12 protein-coding genes are annotated in these 13671 nt (G+C 36.2%); 5 read left to right on the top strand and 7 right to left on the bottom strand.

Annotated elements, in window-relative coordinates; genetic code table 11:
- Positions 1-2 precede the first annotated feature (2 nt).
- Complete coding sequence (locus KO521_RS08580) at positions 3-950, bottom strand: alpha-E domain-containing protein (RefSeq protein ID WP_215939478.1); 948 nt, start codon at positions 948-950, stop codon at positions 3-5.
- A 65-nt stretch (positions 951-1015) separates the two neighbouring features.
- Positions 1016-2479 (bottom strand): circularly permuted type 2 ATP-grasp protein, encoded by a 1464-nt coding sequence (locus KO521_RS08575; protein WP_215939477.1) that lies wholly within the window; start codon positions 2477-2479, stop codon positions 1016-1018.
- Positions 2480-2725: 246 nt separating this feature from the next.
- Here KO521_RS08575 and KO521_RS08570 point away from each other — a divergent pair, with 246 nt between their 5' ends.
- The gene (locus tag KO521_RS08570) at positions 2726-3748 is read left to right on the top strand and encodes a threonine aldolase family protein (protein WP_215939476.1); all 1023 of its coding nucleotides are present in this window, start codon (positions 2726-2728) and stop codon (positions 3746-3748) included.
- Here the strand turns inward: KO521_RS08570 and KO521_RS20530 are convergent.
- Positions 3743-4057, bottom strand: a complete 315-nt coding sequence (locus tag KO521_RS20530; protein WP_215939475.1) for a YegP family protein — start codon at positions 4055-4057, stop codon at positions 3743-3745. The genes KO521_RS08570 and KO521_RS20530 overlap by 6 nt on opposite strands.
- Before the next feature lie 286 nt (positions 4058-4343).
- Between KO521_RS20530 and KO521_RS08560 the strand changes: the two genes are divergently transcribed.
- On the top strand, positions 4344-5444 hold the full coding sequence (locus tag KO521_RS08560; protein ID WP_215939474.1) for an OmpA family protein: 1101 nt from the start codon (positions 4344-4346) through the stop codon (positions 5442-5444).
- Between the two features lie 55 nt (positions 5445-5499).
- Here the strand turns inward: KO521_RS08560 and KO521_RS08555 are convergent, their stop codons facing one another.
- On the bottom strand, positions 5500-5943 hold the full coding sequence (locus tag KO521_RS08555) for a thioredoxin family protein (RefSeq protein ID WP_215939473.1): 444 nt from the start codon (positions 5941-5943) through the stop codon (positions 5500-5502).
- Between the two features lie 41 nt (positions 5944-5984).
- A complete protein-coding gene (locus KO521_RS08550; RefSeq protein WP_215939472.1) occupies positions 5985-6311 on the bottom strand; it encodes a YbaB/EbfC family nucleoid-associated protein in 327 nt (108 codons plus the stop codon).
- A 146-nt stretch (positions 6312-6457) separates the two neighbouring features.
- Between KO521_RS08550 and KO521_RS08545 the strand changes: the two genes are divergently transcribed.
- The 3 genes from KO521_RS08545 (at position 6458) to KO521_RS08535 (ending at position 11207) form a co-directional block, all read left to right on the top strand.
- Positions 6458-8512, top strand: a complete 2055-nt coding sequence (locus KO521_RS08545) for a S9 family peptidase (RefSeq protein WP_252729945.1) — start codon at positions 6458-6460, stop codon at positions 8510-8512.
- 266 nt (positions 8513-8778) lie between these two features.
- Entirely contained in the window at positions 8779-9822 is a 1044-nt protein-coding gene (locus KO521_RS08540) for a PLP-dependent cysteine synthase family protein (RefSeq protein ID WP_215939470.1), read from the top strand.
- A 125-nt stretch (positions 9823-9947) separates the two neighbouring features.
- Positions 9948-11207 (top strand): aminotransferase class I/II-fold pyridoxal phosphate-dependent enzyme, encoded by a 1260-nt coding sequence (locus tag KO521_RS08535; RefSeq protein WP_215939469.1) that lies wholly within the window; start codon positions 9948-9950, stop codon positions 11205-11207.
- Between the two features lie 91 nt (positions 11208-11298).
- On the opposite strand, the gene KO521_RS08530 is transcribed toward KO521_RS08535, so the two are convergent.
- Both KO521_RS08530 and KO521_RS08525 read right to left on the bottom strand, forming a co-directional pair.
- Positions 11299-12417, bottom strand: coding sequence for a GTP cyclohydrolase (locus KO521_RS08530; RefSeq protein WP_215939468.1), 1119 nt, complete (start codon positions 12415-12417; stop codon positions 11299-11301).
- Positions 12418-12511: 94 nt separating this feature from the next.
- Positions 12512-13591, bottom strand: a complete 1080-nt coding sequence (locus tag KO521_RS08525; protein ID WP_215939467.1) for a transporter — start codon at positions 13589-13591, stop codon at positions 12512-12514.
- Positions 13592-13671: the final 80 nt, after the last annotated feature.

Raw genomic sequence — 13671 nt, 5'->3', positions numbered from 1 at the left:
GTTTAATAACTAAAAAACTCTTTCTCCATTTTTTGACTTATTTCGTAAAGATGATTCAGGGTGTCATTAATAATCAATTGAATATCTTTTTCAATATCTACAATAGATTTAAATTCATATTCTGCCCTGACCTTTCCAACTAGAAAAGAAGTAGAGTCCCTATCATATTTTTTCTTATTGTCCAGAATCTTGATGTGTTTGCAAACCTGATTTAAACTATTCATGATTGAGCGTGGGCAATTGGGGTTCAGTATTAAAAATTCTAATGTTGTTATACTCGTTGGTGTTTTTTTGTAATGCCTGCGCATCATATCATAAGACTCCGTACATTTTAATAAAGTGGTCCATTCAAAACTATTCTTAAATTTATCGCCATAACTACCTTGTGCTTTTAGGGCATCATTGTATTTAGCACTTATGATACGCATTACTTGGGTAGCCCGCTCTATATTCGCGCCCATAATTATAATGGCATAAATTTCATCGTGCATAAGCGTGCTACGCACCTTGCCCCTTAGAATTGCGGACATTTCTGTAACATTCCTAGTAAAATCATCAAGGCCGTTTTTAGTATAAACGTTAGCATCGTATTGAGAAATAAAATGGTAGAATTTATTTATGGATTCATAGAGTTCTGTAGATATTAAATCTCTGGCACTGTTGGCATTCTCTCGCGAATTTCTAACGTTATTTATAATAGATGAAGGGTAATTGGGATCTAGTCCAATTTTAAACAGAACTTCGGCTTCATCAATTGAACCCTCCTTATTAGCATCTGGGTCGCCTACTAAGGTGAGCATTGAACGAAGTACAAATTGTCTGGATTGGGATATCTGGTTGGGGGCATCTAAGGATGAAAAATAATTTACGCGAAGGTATCTGGCAATATGTTCTGAACGTTCTATGTATCTTCCCATCCAGAAAAGGTTATTTGCAACTCGTGCTAGCATAGGTGTTATTTAGTAGTTAGTGTTCTCTTTTTACTATGTTAGGTCATTAGGCTCTATTTGCCCTACTAGGTCTTTAGTACCCAGGTGTCTTTTGAACCGCCGCCTTGTGATGAGTTTACAATTAGGTTTCCTCTTTTTAATGCAACCCTGGTTAACCCTCCTTTAAGGACAAATTCCCGGTCTTTCCCAAGTACGGTAAAAGTTCTAAGATCAACATGTCGTTGCTCAAAAGATTCGGTCTCATCTATATAAGTAGGGTGTACCGATAGCGACATGATAGGTTGTGCCACATATTTTCTAGGGTTTATAAGTATTTCGGCTTTAACTATTTCAATTTCCTTTTTTGTTAATCTATTTCCAATGGATATACCATAGCCACCAGCTTCATCTACAGGTTTGATAACCAAATTTTGAATGTTGTCCAGAACATATTTAAGTTCTTTGGGCCTACTGCAGTGATAGGTATGTACATTGTTAAGTATGGGTTCCTCGTTAAGATAGTATCTTATGATTTCGGGCATATAGGTATAAATGGCCTTATCATCCGCAACTCCCGTTCCGGGTGCATTAGCCAAGGTTACGTTACCCTTTTTGTAGGCTGCAAAAAGTCCCGGTACTCCAAGGGCTGAATCTGGTTTAAATTCTAAAGGATCTATGAATGCATCGTCTATTCTCCGATAGATAACATCTACTTTTACAGGACCTTTTATGGTCTTCATATAGACAAAATCGTTTTCAACAAAGAGATCTCTACCCTCTACGAGTTCAACCCCCATGGTTTTTGCCAGATACGAGTGCTCATAAAATGCAGAATTGTACATGCCCGGAGTTATAACTACTACATTTGGTACATCTACACCTTTAGGTTTGACGGTTTCCAATAAATCCAAAAGATTTTCAGCATAATTGGTAACGGAGTAGGTTTTGTAATGGTCAAAAACCCCGAATAAAGCTCTTTTTAAAGCAGTACGATTACATATTACATAGCTTACACCACTTGGACACCGAATGTTATCTTCAAGTACATAATACTGGCCATCGTTATGTTTAATAATATCCGTACCTGAAATATGATTATAGATGCCTCCAGGAGGGTTCAGACCAACCATCTGATCTAAATAATTGGCAGAAGAACTTATGAGTGACATAGGTACGACTCCTTGCCTGATGATTTTCTTATCATGATAAATATCCCATAAAAAGAGGTTTAATGCTCTGCTACGTTGTATAGACCCCGATTCTATAATTTCCCATTCTTCGGGCGGTATAATTCTGGGAAAAAGGTCAAAAGGAAATATCTTTTCTTGAGTTTTCTTTTTATCATACACCTGGAACGTTATACCTTGATTAAAAAAAGAAGCTTTAGCTTTTTCGTTTAAGTTGACATACGCATTAATGGAATGCTCTCCGTAAAGGTTGAAAAGTTTAGAATATACTTCTTTTACTTGTCCTTTTTCATCAAAGATTTCGTCAAATAAAACGGGGTTCCTTTTGTAGGATGAAAAAATCTGATTTTCGAGGTTTACCATAGTACATTTATTTGTACATAAATTACTAATTTTAAATTTTTAAATATGAGAGAATAAAATAATAATCAAAATATAAATTTGTCATATGCATAAAAAAAGTCGCGATTAATTGTCATAAATGCTGTTAAATACTGAGAAATAAAGGGCTTTAATCCCCTATTGACCATATTTAGCAATTTATTCACAATGTGTTTTTTGACATATTAGAATTGAGTCATTAAATTTTAACAAGAAAGTATTATATATATGCATATTAATCTAATAAGTGATACGGTAACTAAACCAACTAAAGGAATGCTAGACGCCATGATGTCCGCCCAGGTGGGGGATGACGTGTTTAAGGCAGATCCGACCGTAAATGTATTAGAAGAAAAAGTTGCCAAAATGTTCGGAAAGGAAGCTGCTTTGTTTTTTCCTTCAGGAACTATGGCTAATCAGACGGGGATTAAATTACATACACATCCTGGCAATCAATTAATCTGCGATAAATACGCGCATGTTTACAACTATGAAGGAGGAGGCGTCAGTTTTAATAGTGGGGTGTCCTGTAAATTGATTGATGGACACAGGGGAATGATTACCGCAAGACAGGTTGAAGCAGCTATAAATCCACCAGATTTTTATCACAGTCCACTAACATCTTTGGTGTGTGTTGAAAACACAACTAATAAAGGAGGTGGTGCATGTTGGGATATTGAGGAACTAAAGAAAATTAAAAAGGTATGTTTACACCACAATCTTGCATACCATTTAGACGGAGCGCGTTTGTGGAACGCCATGGTTCAAAAAAGTGAAACTCCTTTAGCTTATGGAAAACTATTTGACACCATAAGTGTATGTTTAAGTAAGGGTTTGGGTTGCCCGGTAGGGTCTGTGTTAGTGGGCAGTAAAGAATTGATGAACAAAGCACTTAGGGTTCGTAAGATTTTTGGAGGAGGAATGCGGCAGGCTGGTTTTCTGGCAGCTGCTGGAATTTATGCTTTGGACAATCATGTAGAAAGATTAGTGGATGACCATAAGAAAGCAAAAGAAATAGGGGAGGTGTTACTAAATCTTCCTTATATAAAGACTGTAGAGCCAATTGAGACTAATATTATAATTTTTGAGATTGATGAAAGTGTTATGACGGGTGAAGTTTTTGTTGATACATTAAAAGAAAACAATGTGCAAATTATAGGTATGGGACAAGGGAAACTTCGTATTGTTACGCATTTGGATTATACGAATCTAATGCATGAAAAATTTTTAAATATATTAAAAACTCTATAACTCCGTTAAATCAGTAAGTCTGTTAATTAAGTTTTTAATGCCATTTTCCAACCCAGCCTCGGAATCATAAAGTTGACTCGCACCTAATAACATTCCATTCCCATCTTTAAAATTGAATAGAAATTTACCTTCATGGTTTGTTTGTCGTTCAAAATTACCTCTTGTAATTTTAAGATTTTTCAGCGTGGTTAAAGCTGTTTCTAACCCCTCCTTTATATCAAACTCTATACTTGTTAATAGGGTTGAGCCACTGCTGGATTTAATCTGAAATTGATGGCTGGCATTCTTCGAATCAATAATTTCTATCACTTTACACTTTTTAGGTAAAAGATACAAAATAAGACCGATAATCCTAACAGTGTTAATTTGATTTTTATTCGAATAGATTCGTAATCAATCCATATGAGATTTATGAATATCGTAATAAAGATTAGTCCGTGCTATTCTATGCTAGTATTTAATAATTGCTTAGTATGTTAAAAAAACATGTATTTCATCGATGATCTTGATACTTAACAGGAATCGACTTGTTAAAGAAATATTAAATGAGTAACTTACATCCAACTATAAATTAACATTAAACATTAACTATCTTATGAAGAAGTTTCTTTTTTCAATTGCCGTCCTAACGGCTACTTTTAGTATGGCCCAAGATTTGCCAGCGAACCCGGAACCAGGAAAGTGTTATGTGCGTTGTACTACTCCTGATGTCTACGTAAACGAAACCGTGACTATTACAGTAAAGCCCGGTTATAGCGTTTTGAAAACTGTACCTGCTACCTACAAGACCGTAACAGAACGTGTTTTGGTAAAAGAAGAAAGTAAAAAATTAAGAATTATTCCTGAAGAATGGGGATCGGAAAAAGTGAGTTACGTTTCTAAAGAAGGTGGTAATTCATTAAGTATTAGCCCAGCTAGTTTTGGTAGTGCTTCTCAAACCATAGAGGTAAAGCCTGCATACGCTCAATGGGAGTTAGGTGCTTCAGCTCCTGATTGTGATTCAGGTAATCCTGATGATTGTAGGTACTGGTGTTACAAGGGATATCCTGCAGAGTTTCAAACTATAGAAACCTCTACATTAGCAAACAATGCTACGGCAAGCAAGACTGCCATTCCTGAAAAGAGTGCTACATATACTAAAAGAATACTTGTTTCTCCTGCCAAAGTTGTTGAGGAAGTAGTTCCTGCGGTCTATGATGAGATTACAAGAACTGTATTGGACAAGGATGCATATACTGTTGAGGAAGCAGTTGCACCGGTTACAAAAACTTATACCAAAGAAGTTTTGAAAGAAAAAGGTGGTTTAACTACTTGGAAAGAAGTTGAGTGTGAATTGGTAACTTACCAAGCTCTCCCTATAAATTGGAATTCTGGTAGTGCAACTTTAACCGCTCAGGCAAAAACAATCATCGATACTCGTTTATTACCTGTTTTGGCCCAGAATGAAGGCGCTAAAGTAGAATTGGCTTCTCATACGGATTCTCAAGGTAGTGCTTCCTCTAACCAGGATTTATCTGAAAGAAGAGCTAAAGCAGTGGCTCAATACCTAATTTCAAAAGGTATTAACTCTAGCCTTTTGGTTGCTAACGGATATGGTGAAACAAAACTTAAGAATAGATGTAAGGACGGTGTTTCATGTACTTCAAGAGAGCACGCTGTAAATAGAAGAACAGAATTTAGATTGATCAACAACTAATCTACTTTCTATATAAACACAAAAAAAAGGCTCCTAAAAATAGGAGCCTTTTTTATTATTTATTTTTATTGAGAAACTTTACATGATAGCTTACTTCTCCGGTCATACCATATCCGGAGTATTCATCTAGCTTCTTTCCTTTTTCATTTAGTACGGACATCATAGGAAAAACTCCCTTTTTATTAAGCTTCTTAAAAAGCTCTTGGTTGTGATTCCATTGCTTTTCGCTTAATAAATCTCTATTCCTAGGAATATCAACATATAGCAAAACATAGCTTTTTGATAATTCGGAGAATTCTTCGGTATCAAAAAGATCTCGCTTTAACATTTTGCAAGGAGGACACCAATCACTGCCCGTAAAGTAAACCAAGACATTCTTGTTCTCTTTTTTTGACACTTCAATAGCCTTATCATAGTCTTTTAGCCATACTATATCACTTGTAGTGTCGGCCTGTCCAATTAAACAAAAAGGAATTATGAGAAAAAGTAATAGTTTCATCTGTGGAATATTTAGATAATTTAGAAGCAAATAGCTTGCCATTATTTAAATAACGAGTCCATTCCAGGAATATTGGGCATCCCTTCTTTGGCTACAGCGGCAAGTTCGGTTTCGTTTACTTGTGTTGCTTTTGTAATGGCTTTGTTCATGGTCATGATCAGAAAATCTTCCAACTGCTCCTTATCCTCCAGTAAACTATCATTAATCTGAATCTGTTTTACCTCTCTATTTGCGGTAATAATCACTTTGACCAAGTCTTCTGAGGAACATTCTTCTAATGTAACTGTATCCAGACGTTTCTTTGTCGCCTCTACTTTTTGTTGGGTTTCTTTAAGTTTACCCATCATTCCCATCATATCTCCAAACATAGTTGTGATTTTATAAGTTTAATTATAATGCGAAATTACTAAATTGTGTACGAAAAACATGAACAATGCGCTTGTCCAAAAAAAAGAAAATCCTTGTTGGGTTATGCCTTACATTTGTGCACTTAGTACAAAGTCAAGAAATAAATATGAATGAAGTAAAAGCACCAATAGCAAAAAAGATTCCGCACAACCTAGAAAAGCATGGTGATGTAAGGGTGGATAACTACTATTGGATGAATGACAAAGAGAATCCTGAAGTAATATCTCATCTTGAGGCAGAAAAAAAATATTATGAGTCTTTAACGAATCATACCAAGGATTATCAAGAACTTCTTTTTGATGAGATGAAAGCCCGAATAAAGGAAGATGATGAATCCGTTCCTTATAAGCAGAACGGGTATTGGTATATTACCAGATATGAAATTGGTAAAGAATACCCTATATATGCTCGAAAAAAGGGAAATCTAGAGGCTCCAGAAGAAATTATGTTCGATGGGAACGAAATGGCAATGGGTCATGAATACTTTAGTATAGGTGGTATAGCGGTTAGTCCTAATAACAAGTTTGCGGCCTTTGGGGTCGATACCGTTTCAAGAAGACAGTATGTTATTGGTATTAAAAATCTAGAAACCGGCGAAGTGTATGAAGATAAGATAGAAAATACGACTGGAGGCTCAGTTTGGGCAGATGATAATGCAACTTTGTTTTACACTAAAAAAGATGAAGTCACTTTACGAGCAGATCAGATTTTAAAGCACAAATTCGGAACTGCTGCTAAAGAAGACATATTAGTCTTTCATGAGAAGGACGATACATTTGGGACTTATGTTTACAAGTCAAAATCCAAAAAATATATTATTGTTGGGTCGTATAGTACGCTTACTTCGGAATACCAGTTTTTGCAAGCTGATAATCCGGACGGAGAGTTGAAAATGTTTTCGGCTAGAGAAAGAGGGGTAGAATACGGTGTTTTTCATTATGGGAACCACTTTTACGTACTTACCAATAAAGATGGGGCTACCAACTTTAAGCTAATGAAAACGGACTTATCCAATACATCTTCCAAAAATTGGCAGGAGTTCATACCCCATCGAGAGGATGTTCTTTTAGAAGACATAGATATTTTTAAGGACTACTATGTAATATCTGAACGAACAAATGGATTGAATAAAATTCAAATTAACAGGTGGGACGGGGCCAACTCGTATTACCTGCCTTTTGAAAGTGAGACTTATACAGCTGGTGTAGGCCGTAATCCTGATTTTGATACAGAAATTCTTCGTTATGGATATAATTCTATGACAACTCCAACTTCAATAATCGATTTTAACATGCGAACCGAAGAGAAGCAGGTTAAAAAGGAGCAAGAAGTACTAGGAGGAAAGTTTAACAAGAACAATTACAAGGAAAAGCGTATTTGGGCCATAGCTCGTGATGGCGTAAAAGTACCTATGTCCATTGTATATCATAAAGACACTCCTTTAAGCAAAACAACGCCTGTGCTTCAATATGCTTATGGGTCTTACGGAAACACAATAGACCCATATTTTTCTACGGTTCGCCTCAGCTTATTGGATAGAGGGTTCGTTTATGCAATTGCCCATATAAGAGGCGGTGAGTACTTGGGAAGACCTTGGTACGAGGATGGTAAATTATTAAAGAAAAAAAATACGTTTACAGATTTTGTAGACTGTTCTAAATATTTAATAGAGGAGGGATATACCTCTAACGAACATTTGTATGCAATGGGTGGTTCTGCAGGCGGGCTTTTAATGGGTGTTGTAGTCAATATGGCTCCGGAACTATATAATGGGGTAATTGCGGCGGTTCCTTTTGTAGATGTGGTTACGACTATGTTAGATGATTCTATTCCATTAACAACAGGAGAGTATGATGAATGGGGGAACCCCAATGATAAAACATATTATGAATATATGAAGTCATATTCGCCCTTCGATCAAGTTGTTCCTCAGGAATACCCTAATTTACTGGTTACCACGGGTCTTCATGATTCTCAAGTGCAGTATTTTGAACCGGCAAAATGGGTAGCCAAACTAAGAGAAGTAAAGAAAGATGAAAATCTTTTAATGATGGATATTAATATGGATGCTGGTCATGGTGGGGCTTCAGGACGGTTTGAGGCGCTAAAAGAGGTAGCAAAAGAATATACCTTTTTATTGGATTTGGAAGGAAAAATATAATAGCCTAATCCGGTTTTAAGGTATTTTTAAGAATTAAGGTGGTGGAGGCTTGTAAAACAAGCTGTTTAGAAGGTTCAAAATTGTCTGGTTTAATGCTTATATGCTAACGAAATGTTAACAAATGGATGGATAGTGCAAAAAATCTTCATTTTTAAGAGGTATTTTAGTTGATAAAATGACATATTCAAAAAAAATAGTAATTTTGCTCCAAGAATTTTGCGGACACTTTTCAGTTTATCACTAGTTCCCAAAACCAGACATCCTTTATGGAAAACAAAATTAAGGCATACAACAATATCCTCGAGCTCGTAGGAAACACTCCACTAGTTAAATTAAATAGAATTACGGAAGGCTTTACCGGTAACTTTTTCGCCAAGGTAGAATCTTTTAATCCTGGTCACTCTTCTAAAGACCGCATTGCAATGCATATTATAGAAGAGGCGGAACGTAAAGGTATTTTAACCGAAGGTAGTACCATTATAGAAACAACCTCTGGTAACACAGGTTTTAGTATTGCAATGGTTAGCATTATTAAAGGTTACAAATGCATTCTAGCGGTAAGTTCAAAATCATCAAAAGATAAGATTGATATGTTGCGTACCATGGGTGCCACGGTATATGTTTGCCCGGCCCATGTAAGCGCAGATGACCCACGTTCATATTATGAGGTAGCAAAACGTTTGCATAAAGAAACTAGCGGTTCAATTTATATTAACCAATATTTTAATGAGTTGAATATGGATGCTCATTACGCAAGTACGGGTCCGGAAATATGGGATCAAACCGGAGGGCAGATTACTCATTTGGTAGCTTGTAGTGGCACAGGCGGAACAATTTCGGGTACAGCTAGGTTTTTAAAAGAACAAAACCCAAAGGTTAAAATAATCGGTGTTGATGCTTTTGGTTCTATATTGAAGAAATATCACGAAACAAGGGAGTTTGACTCCAATGAGATTTATCCTTATAGAATAGAAGGTCTGGGTAAAAATCTTATTCCTGGTGCTACGGATTTTGATAGTATAGATAAGTTTATAAAAGTCACCGATTCTGAAAGTGCACATACGGCTCGTGAAATGGCAAGAACCGAAGGTATTTTTGCAGGATATACAAGTGGTGCAGCAATGCAGGCGCTTAAACAATTGAATGAGGAAGGTGAGTTTGGTCCTAAGGATAACGTAGTTGTTATCTTTCCAGATCACGGTTCCAGATATATGAGCAAAGTTTACAGTGATCAGTGGATGGAAGATCAAGGCTTCTTCGATACCAATGAAGTAAGCGAGGTTCAAAAGGTACAATACATCAAAGAATAATATACAAGTTTGTAAAAGGTAAAAAGCAATGACCTCGTGGTCATTGCTTTTTTGTTAAAGAATAATATTTTATGAATGTTGCTCTTAAAATCTTACTTTTGCAGTAAAATCCAAAGTACACCTAAATGCGAGATTTATTTGATAGAATTTTAGAGAACAAGGGGCCATTAGGAAAATGGGCTTCTCAGGCAGAAGGATATTTCGTTTTTCCTAAGTTAGAGGGACCAATTTCTAATAGAATGAAGTTTCAGGGGAAAGAGGTAATTACCTGGAGTATTAATGATTATTTAGGTTTAGCTAATCTTCCCGAAATTAAGAAAGTAGATGGTGAAGCGGCAGCAGAATACGGTGCTGCATACCCAATGGGTGCCAGAATGATGAGTGGGCATACCGACTTTCATGAACAATTGCAGCAGGAATGCGCTGCGTTTGTAGACAAAGAAGCTTCTTACTTATTGAATTTTGGTTACCAAGGTTTTATGTCCGTTATAGACGCGCTTGTTACTAAAGATGATATTATTGTTTATGATGTTGATTGTCATGCCTGCATTATTGATGGCGTGCGGTTGCATATGGGCAAGCGATTTACATTTGTTCATAATAACGTTGAGAGTTTGGAAAAGAACTTAGAACGTGCCACTAAATTGGCAGAACAAACTGGTGGAGGTATTTTGGTTATTTCCGAAGGTGTTTTCGGAATGAGAGGTGAACAAGGTATTCTTAAAGAAATTGTAGCATTAAAGGAGAAGTTCAATTTTCGTTTTTTAGTTGATGATGCGCATGGTTTTGGAACCTTAGGTAAAACCGGTGGGGGAGCAGGACAAGAGCAAGGCGTACAAGATGGTATTGATGTTTATTTGGCAACTTTTGCTAAATCAATGGCAAGTATTGGGGCTTTCGTAGCCGCCGACCAAGAAATAATAGATTACCTGAAATATAATTTACGTTCACAAATGTTCGCTAAATCATTACCTATGGTTTATGTTAAGGGAGCATTAAAGCGATTGGATATGTTACGTACCCAGCCGGAACTCAAGGCTAAATTATGGGAGAACGTAAATGCATTACAGAACGGGCTTAAAGAAAGAGGTTTTGATATTGGCACAACAACAAGTTGTGTAACTCCTGTATACCTTAATGGCAGTATTCCCGAGGCAATGGCACTTGTGAAGGATTTGCGGGAAAACTACGGAATATTTTGTTCTATAGTGGTTTATCCGGTAATTCCTAAGGGGCTTATTTTACTACGAATGATTCCTACCGCCACACATACCATGCAGGATATCAGTGAAACCCTAGATGCTTTTTCAGCAATTAGAGATCGCTTGGAGAATGGAACTTACAAAAGATTGTCTGCTGCGGTTGCTGCAGCAATGGGCGAGTAAGATTCGCCAATCTAGAATATAAAAACGGCCTTACTTTGTAGTAAGGCCGTTTTTGTTGTTTAAAGTAAAAAGAGCTTTTGAGATATTTGATTTAAATACTTTTTTTATAGGTGCAACGGCGTTTATAGATTTTGGGGTCAAAATGCTTCCACATTTGACGAATAGCAATATTATCCTCAAGTTCTGGTGTACGGTAGCACATTTCAATACCTCTCTTATTGAATGTTTTGTAATATTCATTAAAGATTATAGCGGTAACACCCTTATTTTGATATTCTGGATGTATGCCTATGAGGTAGAAAACAACGTCTTTATTATATTTCTTGGCGCGTAAAAGGTGTAGAAATCCAAAGGGGAATAGTTTTCCTTTTGCTTTTTGTAAAGCAGTACTAAAGGAAGGCATAACAATGGCAAAAGCAATTAAGCTATCTTCTTTGTCCACTATAAACTTTATATATTCTGGATTTATAAAAGTGATGTATTTTTTTTTGAAATATTCTTTTTGAACATCGGTTATTGGAACAAAAGAAGACAGTTTGGAATATGTTTGGTTAAAGAGGTCAAACATTTGGTCTACCAACGGCAGCACTTCACTGGTTTTTTTAAAATTGATTTCCCTTAGTCCATAGCGTCGTTTTACTAGCCCATTCAGTTTGGTAAAAAGGGCGGGGTCGGCATTTTTGGCAGGAAATTTGTTTTCAACATAACCTTTTTCCTTTACAAAGCCCAAGCGTTCGTAATGGTGTATATAATACTTGTGATTATACCAAGTTACCATGCTTCCTGGTTGGTCAAATCCATCTGTAAGAACACCAACTTTATCTAGATTAGAAAAGCCTACGGGACCTTCCATGAATTCTAGGTTATGGCTTGCTCCAATTTCTGCCACTTTATTCAGCAGAGTTTCTGAGACCTCGGTATCATCTATGAAATCAAACCAACCAAAACGCATTTTCTTTATACTTTGGTTATTGACTTCCAGATGGTTGACAATAGCAACAACCCTGCCTACAAGTTGCTTGTTTTTGTAAGCTAAAAAGAACCAGGCATTTGCGTTTTTAAAAGCAGGATTTTCTTCTTTATCAAAAGAAGACAATTCGTCCTCGATCAATGGCGGTACCCAATAAGCAGAATCTTTATAAAGCGAAAATGGAAATTTCACGAACTCTTTTAGTTCGGCTTTTGAAATCGCTTCTTTTAGGGTGACCATACAGTTTTTTTTGTAAGGTCAATATTAGGGATAAATAGGGTTAGAATAAAATTATGAAACTTAATTTTATTAATAAACAAAAGGTGAACTTTGCTTAGAAGTCAATAGCTCCACCATCACGTTCTTTATTTTTCTTTTTCTTTCGCTCTTCTTTCTTAAGTTTTTTTAGTTGTTTTTTAGATGGCCCCAAGTCTATATCTTCAGCACCGCTACCGTCTTTTTTATTTTTGCGACCTTCTTTTTCTTTCTTTTTCATGGCGTTCTTTTTGATAGGCTCACCATTCTCGCCGGCACTTTGTTCATCTATAGCTTTCAACTTGTCTTTATGAAAATCAAAACGATACGATCCGCCAACGGTCATAAAAATTCTTGAAGGTGTATTTTTAAAACTTGCACCAAGATTGAAATCAACTTGAAGATCATCTGTCAATAAATGTGCCACACCACCTCTAATTAACACATCAGAGTATCTATCGCTTTGAATTCCTTGGTTTTCTACAAAAGCACTCCACTTAGGATTACGGAAGGCATGAGACAAGGAAACCAAATAACTTAGCTCCGGATAATCTGTAGTAATACGGTCGTAGGCAATGTTGGTGATCAATACAAAACGCGGGGTTAATCTACTTTGAGTAGCCACCATACCACGGTATGATACCGTTGCGTCACCCATATAGTAAGGATTGTCTCCTAAATTAAAAGTTGCACCTCCGTATAGGGAAACGGAAGGAATCAAGTTTTTGAACTTAAACCCGTAATTAGCTTTCCAACTATATAAATTGGGTTTATTGCGTTCAGGATTTTTGTACCGATCGTATATTAAGAATTTCAACCCTAGTCGGTTTCTAGTAAAATCGGTTAAATTTTCAGTAACACCTATATTATTGTAAGTAATGTTTTGATTTTGAAAAGTACCTTCGTAATTCAATTCTAATTGTTCAAAAAGTAATCCATAACGTAGGGAGATATCTGACCCCCAGATGTTACTCTTTGTGTTTAAAAGGGTGTGATCTTGTTGTTCATAGAGAACACCGGCTTCCAATTGCAATACATTTCTACCAACCGCATATGCGCTAACAGATAAACCTGGGCGGTTAGAGTTAATTACATCCGTATATTGAGAAGCTCCAATAAATGGGAGGGCAAAAAATAAAATCAATAGATAATTTTTCATTTTTGTGTCGCTTGATTAATTAGTTCAGGCTTGTTCTTTTTTTTGTGTAGTTTACATTTCGTCATGAAAAAAAGTGCATA

The organism is Zobellia uliginosa, from assembly GCF_018860745.1.
GTDB classification, from domain to species: domain Bacteria; phylum Bacteroidota; class Bacteroidia; order Flavobacteriales; family Flavobacteriaceae; genus Zobellia; species Zobellia uliginosa_B.
The sequence above is the reverse complement of the archived record's forward strand: the minus strand, read 5'-3'. Positions and strand labels throughout refer to the sequence as shown.